This is a genomic window from Acaryochloris sp. IP29b_bin.137, from assembly GCF_028285745.1.
GTDB lineage: Bacteria > Cyanobacteriota > Cyanobacteriia > Thermosynechococcales > Thermosynechococcaceae > Acaryochloris.
In genome coordinates this window covers 1-14,632 of record NZ_JANQOP010000144.1, presented here as the reverse complement: position 1 = coordinate 14,632, position 14,632 = coordinate 1, and the positions used below count along the sequence as shown (strand labels likewise).

The 14,632-nt window shown below is 46.3% G+C and carries 14 protein-coding genes, 1 pseudogene and 1 riboswitch; of the genes and pseudogenes, 9 read left to right on the top strand and 6 right to left on the bottom strand.

The genetic code is table 11. The features are described from left to right. Positions 1 to 10 precede the first annotated feature (10 nt). Positions 11 to 742: a response regulator transcription factor RpaB gene (rpaB, locus tag Q0991_RS11180; RefSeq protein ID WP_299488423.1), complete on the top strand. Its 732-nt coding sequence runs from the start codon at positions 11 to 13 to the stop codon at positions 740 to 742. Positions 743 to 951: 209 nt separating this feature from the next. Here the strand turns inward: rpaB and Q0991_RS11175 are convergent, their stop codons facing one another. Further along, positions 952 to 1,773, bottom strand: coding sequence for a DUF3298 and DUF4163 domain-containing protein (locus Q0991_RS11175; RefSeq protein WP_299488420.1), 822 nt, complete (start codon positions 1,771 to 1,773; stop codon positions 952 to 954). Positions 1,774 to 1,897: 124 nt separating this feature from the next. Further along, positions 1,898 to 2,677, bottom strand: a complete 780-nt coding sequence (locus Q0991_RS11170) for a hypothetical protein (protein WP_299488417.1) — start codon at positions 2,675 to 2,677, stop codon at positions 1,898 to 1,900. A gap of 507 nt (positions 2,678 to 3,184) precedes the next feature. Here Q0991_RS11170 and Q0991_RS11165 point away from each other — a divergent pair. Next, a complete protein-coding gene (locus Q0991_RS11165) occupies positions 3,185 to 3,667 on the top strand; it encodes a Rab family GTPase (protein ID WP_299488414.1) in 483 nt (160 codons plus the stop codon). Between the two features lie 27 nt (positions 3,668 to 3,694). Here the strand turns inward: Q0991_RS11165 and Q0991_RS11160 are convergent, their stop codons facing one another. Together Q0991_RS11160 and Q0991_RS11155 are read right to left on the bottom strand one after the other, a co-directional pair. Further along, on the bottom strand, positions 3,695 to 4,903 hold the full coding sequence (locus Q0991_RS11160; RefSeq protein ID WP_299488412.1) for an MBL fold metallo-hydrolase: 1,209 nt from the start codon (positions 4,901 to 4,903) through the stop codon (positions 3,695 to 3,697). 114 nt (positions 4,904 to 5,017) lie between these two features. Next, positions 5,018 to 5,908, bottom strand: a complete 891-nt coding sequence (locus tag Q0991_RS11155) for an aspartoacylase (protein ID WP_299488410.1) — start codon at positions 5,906 to 5,908, stop codon at positions 5,018 to 5,020. Positions 5,909 to 6,123: 215 nt separating this feature from the next. Here Q0991_RS11155 and Q0991_RS11150 point away from each other — a divergent pair, with 215 nt between their 5' ends. The 5 genes from Q0991_RS11150 to Q0991_RS11130 all read left to right on the top strand — a co-directional run bounded on the left by Q0991_RS11150 (position 6,124) and on the right by Q0991_RS11130 (position 10,553). Further along, positions 6,124 to 7,452 carry a diguanylate cyclase gene (locus Q0991_RS11150; RefSeq protein ID WP_299488407.1) on the top strand — a complete coding sequence of 443 codons (1,329 nt, stop codon included), beginning with the start codon at positions 6,124 to 6,126 and terminating at the stop codon, positions 7,450 to 7,452. Positions 7,453 to 7,712: 260 nt separating this feature from the next. Then, positions 7,713 to 7,952, top strand: coding sequence for a hypothetical protein (locus Q0991_RS11145; RefSeq protein ID WP_299488405.1), 240 nt, complete (start codon positions 7,713 to 7,715; stop codon positions 7,950 to 7,952). A 2-nt stretch (positions 7,953 to 7,954) separates the two neighbouring features. Further along, positions 7,955 to 8,542: a prepilin-type N-terminal cleavage/methylation domain-containing protein gene (locus Q0991_RS11140; RefSeq protein ID WP_299488402.1), complete on the top strand. Its 588-nt coding sequence runs from the start codon at positions 7,955 to 7,957 to the stop codon at positions 8,540 to 8,542. 38 nt (positions 8,543 to 8,580) lie between these two features. Continuing rightward, entirely contained in the window at positions 8,581 to 9,504 is a 924-nt protein-coding gene (locus Q0991_RS11135; RefSeq protein WP_299488399.1) for a prepilin-type N-terminal cleavage/methylation domain-containing protein, read from the top strand. Beyond that, positions 9,501 to 10,553, top strand: coding sequence for a prepilin-type cleavage/methylation domain-containing protein (locus Q0991_RS11130; protein WP_299488396.1), 1,053 nt, complete (start codon positions 9,501 to 9,503; stop codon positions 10,551 to 10,553). The genes Q0991_RS11135 and Q0991_RS11130 overlap by 4 nt, the downstream gene beginning before the upstream one ends. Positions 10,554 to 10,558: 5 nt before the next feature. Here Q0991_RS11130 and cobW read toward each other — a convergent pair whose 3' ends face one another. Together cobW and Q0991_RS11120 are read right to left on the bottom strand one after the other, a co-directional pair. After that, positions 10,559 to 11,620 (bottom strand): cobalamin biosynthesis protein CobW, encoded by a 1,062-nt coding sequence (gene cobW, locus Q0991_RS11125; RefSeq protein WP_299488394.1) that lies wholly within the window; start codon positions 11,618 to 11,620, stop codon positions 10,559 to 10,561. A 25-nt stretch (positions 11,621 to 11,645) separates the two neighbouring features. After that, a complete protein-coding gene (locus Q0991_RS11120; RefSeq protein WP_299488391.1) occupies positions 11,646 to 12,317 on the bottom strand; it encodes a HupE/UreJ family protein in 672 nt (223 codons plus the stop codon). 18 nt (positions 12,318 to 12,335) lie between these two features. Next, positions 12,336 to 12,477, bottom strand: a riboswitch (cobalamin riboswitch). 461 nt (positions 12,478 to 12,938) lie between these two features. Here Q0991_RS11120 and Q0991_RS11115 point away from each other — a divergent pair. Together Q0991_RS11115 and Q0991_RS11110 are read left to right on the top strand one after the other, a co-directional pair. Beyond that, complete coding sequence (locus Q0991_RS11115; protein WP_299488388.1) at positions 12,939 to 14,066, top strand: DUF6765 family protein; 1,128 nt, start codon at positions 12,939 to 12,941, stop codon at positions 14,064 to 14,066. A gap of 61 nt (positions 14,067 to 14,127) precedes the next feature. Beyond that, positions 14,128 to 14,364, top strand: a pseudogene (locus tag Q0991_RS11110) (VapC toxin family PIN domain ribonuclease); the annotation flags it as partial. Between the last annotated feature and the right edge of the window lie 268 nt (positions 14,365 to 14,632).

Genomic DNA, 14,632 nt, shown 5'->3' with positions numbered 1-14,632 from the left:
ATTACGGAAATTGGAAAATCATAAAGAAAAGATTCTGGTGGTCGACGATGAAGCGAGTATCCGTCGCATCCTAGAAACGCGCCTCTCCATGATTGGCTATGACGTCGTTACTGCGGCAGATGGAGAAGAAGCAATCGATACATTCCATCATGCTATCCCCGATTTGGTTGTTTTAGATGTGATGATGCCGAAGCTAGACGGCTATGGGGTCTGTCAAGAATTACGCAAAGAGTCCGATGTTCCCATCATTATGCTTACGGCACTAGGAGATGTTGCCGACCGGATTACAGGTTTGGAATTAGGGGCAGACGATTACGTTGTTAAACCTTTTTCACCGAAGGAGTTAGAGGCTCGCATCCGCTCTGTCCTTCGTCGCGTCACCAAAAATGGGAACTCCGGCATTCCCAGTTCTGGAGTCATCAGTGTCCATACCCTCCGTATCGACACCAACAAACGTCAAGTATATAAAGGGGATGAACGGATCCGGCTAACGGGTATGGAATTCAGTTTACTAGAGTTGCTGGTGAGTCGTTCTGGCGAAGCCTTTTCCCGCTCCGATATCCTTCAAGAAGTTTGGGGCTATACCCCTGAACGCCATGTAGATACCCGCGTGGTGGATGTGCATATTTCCCGATTACGAGCCAAATTAGAGGAGGATCCCAGTAATCCAGAGCTCATCTTAACGGCAAGGGGAACAGGATACCTCTTCCAACGGATCGTTGAACCGGGGGAAACCCTCTAGTCTGAACCAGATTTGAGTGTCACACTCGTACTCACTCGTACTTTTTGGAACGTCTGGTGGGTCGCTTACAATCGGTGAATTTCTCAACGCTGAATTAGGTTGCTTCCAGCGATGGTTGATCTAGCGCACCCTTAGGCCGAGGAGCCATAAGCAACCCATCACTCCCATCAACGTGACCCATGGAGTGCACAGTGAAACATCAAGGCTTGTCAGGGCGTCGGCAAAAAAGTCTGATCTTTAATGAGTTCTTCCAGTTCTGTGTAGGGAATTTTAATCTCTGTGGGTCCAACCACGTAGGGACCAATTTCGTAAGTATTAAAAAAGAAGATGAGACCTTCAGGGGCAATTAGAAAATTATCATTGACCTGAAATTTGTCGTTTTCGAACCAAAATCCAGCTTTGTTCAAACTGGTTGAAGGTGATAACGCCTTCACTGCTCGAAAGTGTTGCTCTGCAATGGCATTCAGTTTGGGAGCATATCCTTTCACTAAGACATCTGAGAGTTGAATTAATGTTCCGGTCTTGGGATTAAAGTTCCAATAGGTGCGACTGGAATTGGGATGGGCCCCTCCAGTGTAAAAATAATGGGAAAACTGAAGACTGAGGAGGTGAGGCTGATTCGTCTTGACTTCGACTTGCTTCTCATCAGCCCAGACACCTTGACGAGGAAATTCCTTTACTGCAGCGTGGTAGTCCCGGATAAACTGGGACATTGCTGACTCTATATCTTGAGGAGGCCGGTCATTCGCAGCCTTTTGCAGCAAGAGCTGCTGAATATGGTTATTAATCGCATCAATTGCAGTTGAAGTTGGCGTGCTGGATGGATGAAATTGGGGATAGGCAACCGTTATCTGCGTACAAGGTGCTTTGGGTAGGTGAGCGCAGCGGCCATCTGTTTTGACATATTTGCTTACTGCAAACGGCAGTGTACCTGGATAGGGTAATGCAGTTTTCGCTACAGAAGGGCTTAAATTCAACAACGAGGCAATCCCTAAACCTCCAATCATGAGGGCTTTTCCAACATGATTCATCCGTCAATTTCCTGATATTATGCACACTGATGCCACGTTAGCCCCTTTACCGAACGATTGGCTGTGATAAAGATCAGGCCGTTAGGGAAATGGATCTGAGCTGATTGAGTTAAAGCCAGTTCGTTTACTCGGATAACACCCGGCGTTGAAAGTCCAGTGCTTTTTGTGGATCTGGTATTTGTTGCGACAAGGCTTTGACAAAATCCATCAGTCTTAGGTGAGGATTTTGAGCCAGGATGCGATTGCAAATCAGAGATGCGATCGGTCCGATGATTTCAGCCAACTCTTTCTGACAATAGGCAATTTCGAATTCATCTAGATGTAATGGAATAGGGGGGAGAGAACTGACAGGAGATACAGGAGTTGAGCGTTTAGAATTGGTTCCATTTCGTCCCATATGAGTTCCGAACGGCTCAGATAAGGGAGCACGCTTCATCAGCAAACCGTTGCTGGTTGCCTGGGGGTGAGTGCCATTGGCAGATGCCACTCGGTTGATTAATTCAGTGGGACGATGACTCATTTGAACAACGGTTGCATCATAATTAGGGACACGCAGTGAAGTTCGCAATTTGTCCAAATAATGCTGAATATACCGAAGCAAATACCCTGAAGGAACATCCTGAGAGCGGATCAGGAGAAAAATATCTTGAATACATTGAGTCAAAATTAAGTATCCTTCAAGGGCTTGCACCGTCACCCAATCGACCGCACGCCAATGGCATTGCTCTGATACACAGCCCGCAAGATGAAGCATCGACCCAGCCATGATATGTGTTGAGGTCTCAGAAATGCCGATAGGATGGGTCAAAGGTTGCCCTTGGGGAGAAACCATAACTGCGCCTTGAATCTCTGAAGAGGTAGAAACGAAGTCGGCAAGTAATGTTTCGATCGCAACCTTGTTCATAACTAAGTGCGTTTAGGTTCATTGGAGACAGAGCTTCGAACCTATTTCCCCCTTATTAGTTATCTAACTTGTTTTAGCTTTATTTGTAAATCCCAGTAAAATAGTTTTCCGAAAAAATATCTATTTGTTGACTTACCCTAACTCTCTAGAGTCTTACCACCAATGACTTTAAGAAGGTAGAACTGATTCAAACAAGCAAGTTTTTTCTATTATAGTAGGATAAGCATATCCCAAGCTGATCTGAGTAAACAGCCTCAATTATTGTAAATATATCTCCAAACGAATCAAATAGAGCTTGATACCTTTCAATCTATTTAATTTATGGAAGCTTGTATGTATGACTAAAGTTTGAACAGGACAGATATCACGTATTCCAAGTATTAAATACTGGCATTTGCATTAGTCCAAATCTGGTTGATATTTCTTCTTTAGATTTGATAGTCTATGAAGTGGAATTCCATAGAATGCATATTCGCACCATAACCTATAGACGGCAGTATTAATCCCATGAATAAGCATAAAGTCGTCATGTTGGGAATGTGGGGAGTTGGGAAGACAAGTCTTGTCCAACGCTTTGTGAACAGTATCTACGATGAACGATACCACACTACCCTTGGTGTCAAGGTCGATAAAAAAGTGGTAGAAATTGATGGAGCACAAACCACCCTTTTACTGTGGGATATTGCAGGCGCAGAAGATCAGTTTCTCGTGCCTTCACACTATTTACATGGCGCTTCTGGCTATTTAATTGTTATTGATGGCACCCGTAAGGCCTCCCTTGAATGTGCCCTGCAGCTCATCAATAGAGTTGAACAAGATATGGGAAAACTCCCCTATATTCCCATCATTAATAAGTGCGATTTGAATTGGGAAATTACCATTGAGGATGTTGCTCGTAGCCTGGGGACAGAACAGCAAATATTCGTAAGTAGTGCGAAAACGGATGAGCAAGTGGCAGAGGCCTTCTTAGCCCTAGCCAGGGCCATATGACTCTGGCATCCATTTTGCATTGAATGCTTACAGATCAATCACTGTTTCTGCTCTTGCCAGTTCGAATCTTAGACCGGTTTGCTCACTTTTTCGCTGTAAAGTTTCATCTAGCCAATTTCGTTCTGACCAATCTCGATTGGGATCATGATGTCCGATATAAGTGTGCTTCACATTGCAGCGAGCAGCCATATCTAGCACATCTTCGATACAGCTATGTCCCCAGTCTAAACGGGAAACCCCATGGGGAGAACCAATACCCAAGTCTCCGTCATACTCAATCTGTAAGAATTGTCCATCTCGATAGAGAATATCGGCATCCATACTCTGTTGACACAATCTTTCTTCAGCTTCAAGGCTAGCAATTTGAAGGGGATGATCGGACTCCGCCCCACGACGCAACTCATGGTCTGTGCAGAAGACAAAGACTTTTCCCCCTCGCTCAATTCGATACCCGAGGCAGGGGCTGGGATGAAAGACTTCAAAGGGATATAAAGTCGTTTCGCCAATAGGGATGCCTTGATTCAGATCCTGATACCGATTGGCTAATTCATCTCGCTCTCGGGTGGGGGGATCGGTCTGAAAATCTCTGATTTCGCAGGAATGGAATTGGGCTGGCATCAACTCGTAGCTGAGAGGCGTTTGTACGCCTTTCAAACGAAAATCGATCTGGTGTGAAAAAATACCTAAAATCTGATCCAAAGCCTGAAGATACTGGCGGTTGGCATACACATGAATATGGTTTCGGGGGTCAAAGCAAACGGCTGCTTGGTCAAATCCTTCAGTATGATCGTAGTGAGAATGGCTACCAAAAATGTGGAGATGACGATGATCGCGATCTGATGTTTGATCTGCCTCCAATCGATTCCACTTTTGGACAATATCTTTGGCACAAACTCGGAACCCACTGCCGCAATCGAGCACAATGTCATATCCATCAGCAGTTTCGATACGAATGCAGGTTGTCCACCCTCCATAGATGCGCGTTGTGGGAATATCCAGTCGATGTCGATACGCTTCTAGGGTTGTTCGGGTGAGTGGTCCGCCAATCAGTTCTTCGATGGTGGCGTTCAGCCGACCATCTGGCCCTGCCCGCCCCTGGAGATCCGTAAACACCTGCTTCAGTAATTCATACTCATTGATAGACTGGCAGGCCCTTCGCTCCTTTAAAGAAGGATAAATCGAGCCACTGCCTTGCACCCCATAGAAGTGAATTTTTAAGTTCTCAATGGCAGTCATGGTATTTACTGAGATAGCCCTGGGAAGAGGTGCTATTGTTCTGGCGACAGGAGGGAAAGCAAACAACCCCGAATATCGTGCCGTTGCCAAACACATGCTATTAGTCTGAACGATTCACGATGCCTGAATAGCGATGTCTAGTTTTTGAGTTAAACACATTGCAATTCCCTTCTCATAATACGCTGCTTCATTGATGAAAATGGGCCATACTCTTGAGTTCCCTTCATAGGCAATTGTTTGACCTTGAAAGGTTAAAAACAGTGGATCACCTGGATCGAGAGGTTGAAAATCTTGACCTTGTCGTTGAGGGTGGATCATGCCAGCCAGCTCTCCTTGGGCAGATTTGGGATAGTCAAGGGTCTCAAGATGCTGGAAGAGCGTGAGTTGTTTTGGTATCTTAGGAGGGCTCCCCTGATTCATTAGCGTCAAATAATCAAGAATTTGGTGAATCAGCTGTTCGGTCTGAGCAAACAAAGAAGCAACCAGAATACCCTGAGGAGTGGGGCCCACTTCTATGGCAAACCCTAATTCACAGATAGAGCTGACAAAGGCATTTTCTTCGTCTGTTTGAGTCCATCGATAGACTTTGATCAAGGGATTGTGGTGTGTTAGGTATGCCGCCAATTGAAGATTAAAAGGATGATCGTTGACCAAAATAAGCGTCAACCCCATATTGGCGGTGGTGGAGTGCAAGTCTAAGAGGAAACGCGCTGTATTTCCTTTGGGACCGAAGGTCTGGTAAAGTGCCTTGGCTATTTGCTCCTCATAGGCAATAAGTTGGGTATTCTCTAAATCTGCTTTTAGAAAACACCGATTCAAATCAGCTTCGAGATACCGTTGATTTTGCATACAGGCTTGGGGATTGCCAATAATACAGACGGTTGACAGGTGAGGGCGAAACAATAATTCTGGAGACTGCTGAAACTTTTTGACAAGATGGAATCCTATCCGTTCATTGCCATGAGTCCCACCCACGATCACAATGTTGTGAATATCAATGTCCACCGCTTTACCCTAACTAATCGCCACTACAGTCGAAATTCAAGATATCAAAATTTGCTATAGACTGAGAATAATTCAACCTAGCAGGGTCGAACCTGAGTCTCACTAACTCAAGGGGAGCGATGTCTTATCCGTAGGCTTGGGCTATTCTCATGATTTTTTTAAGCTCTCTCACTTAGAAAACAATACATTTTACTGCTTCGTATAGTTTGCGATTTATGCAACTTAGGCCTCCTTGCTCGACTTCCCTGCGCCAGCGCTTAAGTGTTGGGCTCGGGACGATGTTGGTCCCTTTCTTATTACTTGCAGGAGGAGCACTGATTTCGTTTGAGAGTGCGATCGACAGTTTTAAGAAGCAAGAGAATATTGGATTAGAAGAGCTGTTTCCCCTAGCTCGCACAGAAGGATTGTTATTAGATATATCCGGTGTGGTTGCTTCAGGAACTGAAACATCTGAGGTAGATGCTGTCGCTGCGTTCAAAAAGCTTTCAGACCATATTAACCATAACCTTACGTTTATCTTAGATCGCCCTTCCCAGTTATCTGAAAGAGATGAATCGATCGATCGAATCCGTGAAGAATGGAAAGAACTAGAAGATTTAGGTTTAACAATTCTTCAACCCAAGGTGCAGGCAGACAGTAAAAACAGAACGTCTCAGATATTAGATTTCCAAGAAAAAATCCAAAACATTCTTCAAAATGTTCAAGAGCTGAATTATCGGTTAATCGCTTTTCAAAATGCTGAGAATTTAAGGCAAGCTGAAATTGTTCGGGGGCGAGTTAGGGTCTTAGTTGCCATTATATTCTTGATGGCTCTCACGATTGCAGTGATTTGTGCGTATGCCCTATCCCGCTCTATTCTCGTTCCGCTTCACCAATTACAAACAGGAGTGACACACTTAGGGGAAGGGAATTTTAAGTATCGCATTCGACTGAGGGCTCAAGACGAATTTGCTCATTTGGCGACAACCTTTAATTCCATGGCCAAGAGCCTAGAGCAAAGTCAACAGGATTTAGAACGATTAGCAACGTTAGATGGCCTGACAGAAGTTTACAATCGTCGAGAGTTTAACCGTTGGTTATCCGTAGAAGTTGAGCGTTCTAAGCGGGATAGTCTCCCTGTTTCCCTAATTATGGTGGACATTGATCATTTCAAACAGTTGAATGATCAGTATGGTCATCAAGTAGGGGATGAAGCCCTTTGTCTGGTTGCTCATTTACTCAGAAATGAAGTCCGTCCAGGAGATATTGTGAGTCGATATGGGGGCGAGGAATTTGCCATTATCCTGCCAAAGGCAACGATCAATGACAGTGCCACAGTTGCTCATCGGATTCGCCGAGAAATTGCGATTCAACCGATTCGCATTTCTGTCGATGATCGGATTCATCTAACGGCTAGTCTGGGGTTAGCGAGTTTCCCTGATGATGGGGCAACGGAAGAAGACCTTCTTCGACGGGCAGACCAAGCCCTTTACCAAGCCAAGAAAATGGGGCGTAATCAGGTCTGCCTTGCAGCAGAAATTTTACGATCGAATCCAGAGCTATAAACCTCTTTGGTACAAATTCTGCGGGGGAATTTAGTCAGAACTACTGAAGTCTGGATCAAAGAAAATGCAAGGATGCCCTATTTCTGGTGTTTCTGCGGCAATTAACATCCGTATTCCTTCGGTCGAAATTTTCGTCAACCCAATCAATAATTGAAACAGATGCGGGAAGAAAAGCTATTTCCATAGGAATCCTTACTAAACGGGACCATCTTGAAGTATATCTTTAATGATTTAGTTCTACTGCTTAGGAGCGGCCTATTTTGCAACAGGTATTAGGCATGTTGGCATTGATGAATGTTCAGGGAGATGGTGATCCTGTCCGGCTTCGGCAAGAATTGGGGGCAAGCCTTGTTATCTCAGCAAAAGAAACGGTCCAAGTGCTGGCTCAATCCCCTCAACTAGAGAATATGCAAGGGTTTTCTGGCGTTGACGATGAGATATATCGAGCCCTAAGGAGGAAGGTGGATACTTGGGGATGTGGGCCAAGCAGGAGGTTCTAATCATGCGCCAGTTTGGAGCCGCAGATCGGGTGTGTCAATGGTTATCGTTTTGGTTGAAGATATCTCAACTTCAGCCATCAGCTCACTGTTCTGGCTCTCGCTCCCCTGCAAAGGCAGGATTTACATTGATTGAAGTATTGGTGGCCATGATTGTCGCTGCAGTGTTTGTCTCAATGACGATGCAGGCAATTGTCACGGCGGCAGCATTCCGAGTCGTTGCTACGCAGTATGACGAGGCAGTGAGCTGGATTCAAGAAGATTTAGAAACAGTGGTTAACCAAGCTGCAGAATATGAAATAGCCGCTCAACCTTACTCATCTCGATGCCTCGCGACGCTCAGTAGCAATGGCTTAGCTGCAGGTTTTCTCAATGATAGTGTTGTCGGTTTAGGGGGAACGTTGACAACCATCGGTCCAAGAGCATTAGGTGGAACATTCTATACCCTCACTCGAACCGCGAGTTACGCTGATTCGTCTGACCCCTTTCGATTATTGAATATAACCTATCGGGTCACTGCCCAAGGGGAGGATAAACCGATTGCCACGGTTAACACGGAAGTTATTCCCCATGCTGTGTTCAGATGTCCCTGAAATTTCGCTGATATGGTTTTCAATCCTTGAGGTTTGCAATGTTTCCCAATAGCTCAATATCACGCTCCCTGGCAATGGGGCCGATATTCGGGTTTACGCTTGTGGAGAAAATGGTGATCGTCGCGATTTTAGGGATTGTCGCGAGTATCTCCGCTCCAGGGGTCTTGGGGATTGTCAATCGGGCCAAGCTCAAGCAAACTGTGGCTGAAGTTCGGACCGCCTTGAGCGAAACCCAGAGAGAGGCCATCAAAGGGAATAAAATTTGCATGGTTACCCTAAATTTTGTCAAAGGGAAAGTCACTGGGTCTTGCTTAAAAACAGGCGATCGCAACTTAGCAACAGAAATTGCTGTTGCCACTAATTTAATTTCCGGCCCCACCAACACAACAGTCACATCTGAAGCTAAAAAAACGCTTGACGTTCAATCTGACCTACAGATTCCTTCGGGGTTTAGTAACGGTTCAGACATTTCCTTAATTGCTGCTTCTATTCATGGAGAAGATCTAATCCGTCAAAACAATGCGGGTATGGTTGTGCAAATTATCTCTTCATGCAAAATAGTTCCATCAGTGGTGCAAGCTGAAAACTGCAAGAGACAAAATACCCACACAATGAGCACTCAAGCGCTTTTATTCGCATCTTCACCCACCCCTTCATCATCGCCCACTCCTTCGTCTTCACCCACCCCATCCTCTTCTTCTAGTTCTTCGTACGATATTCCTATCCAATACGGGGTTCTCGGTAACCCTGTCTTTTTTATTGAAAGTGACGGGAATACGCCTGCTGATCCAAGCGGCAAAATTGTTTTTTATCTTCCTAATGATGATCAAACGACAAAGCGGTGCATCGCCATTTCAAATACTCTAGGGCTTACCCGAGTGGGGACTTACACCGGAGAAATTACGCCATTGGCCATCACCACTTCTGGACGTTGTATTGCAGAGAAGTGGGACCAACAATGAAGATTGACCGAGGCTTCCGATTTTGGCGGTTGGCGCTTAAAGCTTCTTCCTCTCATCGACATTCTGGTGATGAGAGGGGCGTCACCTTAGTCGAGTTACTGACTGCTGCAATGATTACCAGTTTAGTGACGAGTTTAATTGGCTTTGGTGTGATTACAGCGACTCAAGCGAATAAAAGAACGGAGTCCATTGCTGCGCGACGATACGACTTAAGCCGAGCCTTTGATTTTATCAGTAATGAAATTAGGATGGCCCATCGCATTAATCAAACCAATGCCGTTGTGGCGTCCAACTCCTCAACCTTGGAGAATGTCGTCACAGATGCGGGTCTAAATTTATCTGATTTAGGGGCCTATGGAACATTGGTTCTCTACTTGGAAATCCCGATTAATGCGCCAGTTCCATCGGTGTGTCCAACTGGCGGTCCCAATGCAGGATCTCCACCTCCCCAGCCAGCGAACTATGATCGAGTTGTGTATGATTTGCGGGCGAGTGGACAGGATTGGTTGCCCCCCAACTCTATTTTTCGCTACGGTCGGATTCCAGAATTAGATGGCACTATTAATCCTTGTAGGGACCCAATCTCGAGTGACACTTTAGTAGATGCTATCGCCAATACATCGGAGGAATCCCCTGCTTGTTCTTCTCCAGGGGTACGAGTGGGAACGGCTGGTTTTCAGGCTTGTGTCAAGGGAACGCAGGTAGACCTGCTCATGCGCAGCCATATTTCAGATGTCGAAATTCATCGCCTGAGCAGCACCGCAACGTCGCGATTGGGGAATACCCAGCCCATCCCGGTACTCAATGGAACCAGACAACCAGGCGATACAGTTGATCTGTCTTGGACATGGCTAGGTCAAACGGCCCAAACTACCTTTGTAGTAAAGCAAGTGGTGGTTACTTATGCATCGCAAGTTTACAGTGGCGGCAATTCATCGACCTCCATTGCTTTATCGGGTAGCAGTGGCGAACAACATTGCTATTCCGTGACGGCCACAACCGGGGGAGTGACGAGTCCTGAAAGCAATACGGTCTGTTTTACGAAGTAGCGGTCCTACTGTTGAAGGGAAAGCACTGGAGAGGCTTGAAGAAGAGCAGCCTCAATCTCTGCTGATTGCAGATTTGCGCCGATAAATACCAATTGGGTTAAACATGTTTCATGGGACTGCCAGGGGCGATCATAAAATGAATCAAAGCGTTGCCCCACACCATGAATGACAAGCCGCATGGGTTTATCCGGCACTGTGACAAAACCCTTGATTCTAAAAATCTCATAGGTTTGGGTCAATCGTTGTAACTTTGCTAGAAGGTCTTTAGGATCAAACGCTTGATTGACCACCACCTGGATAGCGTTGATGTCATCATCATGGTCGTGGTCCACTTCCTGATCGTGGTGGCTGGGGCGAGTCTCCAGATGGTCTTCAACGGCCGCGTTAAATCCGAGCAGTAGATCAGAACTTATCTGTCCAGCCTGGCATGGTAAGACTTTTACTCCCCTGGGAAGTCGTTGACGCAACCAATTTTGCACCTGCGTCTGATCTTTCGGTTCAACGCAATCGCCCTTAGTCAAGAGAACAAGGTCTGCACAGGCCAATTGATCTTCAAACAGTTCTTCAATCGGGGTTTCGTGATCGAGGCTATCGTCGGCTTGGCGCTGAGATTCGAGGGCCGCTAAGTCCCCCACTAGGGTACCGGATGCGATCGCATCACAATCCACAACGGTAATCACCCCATCCACGGTTGCCCCCGTGCGAATTTCGGGCCAACGAAACGCTTGAATCAGCGGCTTGGGTAGGGCTAAGCCCGATGTTTCGATCACAATACAGTCGATTTGATCGCGCCGCTGCAAAAGGGTTTGCATGGTGGGCAAAAATTCTTCCTGAACCGTGCAGCATAGGCAGCCGTTAGTGAGTTCAAGGATATTGCTGTCAACCGCTTCATCTTCATCACAAACTTGGCAGGTGCGCAGCAGATCACCGTCAATCCCAACTTCGCCGAATTCATTGACGATAACGGCAATTCGACGACCTTGATTATTTTGCAGCAGATGACGAATCAGAGTGGTTTTACCCGCACCTAAAAATCCGGTGACCACCGTAACAGGAATTTTATGCATGATATTAAAGGGAATAAGGACTGAATTAGCCCAGAAGGACTGAACTGAGAAAGGCGAGGCCCATACCTGCGATCGCAAACCCAGCAAATCGGGTCGGCAGCACGGAACCATCTATAGAACGAGCATTCAGCGCCCTTCCACAAACATAGGCTAGCGCTGTGATCGCCAGTTGAATCATTGAAAAACCCACCAAATAGGATACGAGTGGCGTCATTTCAGCCCCCACAATGGCTTCGCCATAGGCATATCCATGAAAAATGCCCGCAATCGCTGCTAAGCCGGTGGTGAGCCAGAGATTTGGACTTTGTCTAAAGGCTAGCAATCCACCAAAAATAAGAATAGAGGTGGAAATAAAAAATTCAGGAGCAAGTAAGTCCCAGCGTTGCAGGTGGATACCCGTGCCCAATAGAGCGGTCGTAAGAAACGCGACAGGCACCCAAAGCCCTGGTCGCAAAATGGCAGCCATTAAACCAATGGCAATGACAAAGGCTAAATGATCGATGCCAATCACGGGGTGCCCCAAGCCTGAAAGAAAGCCTTCAATACTGTTGGCTGGTGTTTGACCGCCAAAGGGGTGATGGGCATAGGCTGCACGAGATGTAATGAGCCCTAATCCGGCTAGCAAGCAGGCCCTGATACTTCGTCGGCCCAATCGTTTCCCTGGCCGGTGCCAAGATAATCCAAGCTGATTTGCCACTCTCTGTACCTCGCAGAAGTGTTTACGATTAACATCGGTGGGCATTCTGACTTGCAGAGATGGTCTGCTTACAGCTGCGGGACAGTGTTGGACTTGCACCAAGCTTTCCCCATTACTTTAGTGGCTGCTCCCCACTAAAACCGATGTGCCCCCCAGCGTATCATGTCTGACTCAATATCTGATGATGGGTTTATCGCAGGGACCTTGGAAGATTATTCCTCAAACCCTTTCTAATCGAGAGAATCAAGCCAAAGCAGCATCGGAGATTCTAGTTTCTAGCCATCTAGTTGTTCTGAGTTCGGACAGTAGAAAAACCCCTAAGCGTGATATAAACCCTATGAAATTGAGTAAGGTAGGTTAAGCGGAGTTTTTTAGCCCTTTAAGGTTTGATTATGAGCCTGGCCAGCCAAGAGCGCATCATCCCCGGGAGAGAACAATTCCAAAACGAAGAGATTTGAGTGTTTACCCACTGTGCAGCCAATCACGCATCGTTATTTCCGCCCCCTTAAGGACGGGCATCAGGTTGAGTCGGACTATCTCAAATCGGTAAACGAACTGACTGCAGTCCCCATCATCAGGTAGTCTGATATCAACCCTTCCCCCTGAGGGAGACCCACCCGAATGCAAATAGATTTTCACAACGGTGTCACCTATATCGTGGCTCGTTTAGCAGGTTTTGAGCATCCCGAAGCCGATGTCATTGCCCACTGCGCTCAATATGTCGACGATGCCACCAATTCTGGCTTAATTCACTTCGATAATGGCACCGTCTTTAACCATATTAGTTCCGCCCATAAATTGCTGGATTATCGGAATTTTCGTCTCCTTGCCAATTGTCAGGTGTGGATTCCGTTTCATTTTTTGCCCGGCAATGAGGGGCTCCCGACTCAGCAAAATACCCATGGCACATTTATCAACAAATTAATCTGTCGTCCCAACAGTCATGTGGCCCAGGACATGCTGCGGGAATGCATTCAGCTCCGCAACACCCATCATGGGCTGTATCGGTTGGGGATTGCCATGCATGTCTATGCCGATACCTGGGCGCACCAGGGGTTTGCAGGTGTGAACCACCAGGTGAATGAGGCCACCAAGCTAGTAGACTCCCAGGGCCATCCCGATCTGAAGTTTACTAAAAAAGTCAAAGCCTATTTTAAAAAAAACCTGGTTGAAAATTTCGCAGGACATCTCCTCAGCGAGGTATTTCCTTTAGGGCATGGTGCCGTTTTGGGACATCCAGATAAGCCCTTTTTGAAATGGGGATATACCAATGGCTTCAATGAAAAGATTAGTCGAGACAATCCTAAGGATTATCTGGAAGCAGCTGACCAGATGTGCCAATGGCTGAGACGCTACTGTTTGGGCGATCCAGATGCGCCAGTCGCTGGATTGCCTGCTGAAGATAAAGCTCAAATTGCTCAGCATCTCCAATCGTTCAACCATAAAGATGATGAGGTTCGGCATCATCAATGGTTAGACTTGATTCGCAACGGTCGGTTTAGTTTTGGCAGTGCCCATCTCTCCTATATCCATAAAGGAATAGGCTCTTGGAAACATAATGCAATTGGAACTGAAGCCTTACTTGATACTGGTGAAGAAGTCTTTCAGTATCACCCCAAGTTTTTAGAAAGTCATTGGAAACTGTTCCATGAAGCTCTGATTGCCCATCGCTCTTTTATTGTAGATACTTTGCTTCCGAAGTATGACATTCATGTGGGTGCGAATAAACCTGTCAAACTGACTCGTTAAAATCGCTAGATCTCTTGCAGCAACAAAAGGGATGTCCCATGTTCAATGGTGTTAATAATCCCTGCTGGATGTCGCCAAGGAAATTTATGAATGTGTGGACTTACTGCCTCAAAACGTCTGCCGGATGGCTGAGCTGAATGCCCAGCATGCTGACTTACCGGGTGATTTTGCCGAGCTGACACTCGTGGCGATTTCTGAACGTATGGATATTTTGGCAATTGCAACGCTAGACAGCGATTTTGATTTATACCGACGATATCGGAAGCAGCCGCTTGATCGCGTATTTCGACCAGAATAGTTTACAAAAACTGGTTGGCGCTGGCGATCGCTGGCTTGAGGTTCACGACACAAGTTGTCATGGAATAACCAACCTTGCGACCCAATTAGGGCTTGCTTCGAAAGTCTAAGTTCCAATATTTGCAGTGTATCCAAGTGTTGAGCGCCCTTGAGAAGTGCAAGGGAAATCATTCAAAATACTCAAAACCCTTGCACATGCACCCCAATGTATCGTCGTCTATCCCCCGGTCAACTGTCCTTTGAGAACTTCTACTTGCCCTTCGGCGGCA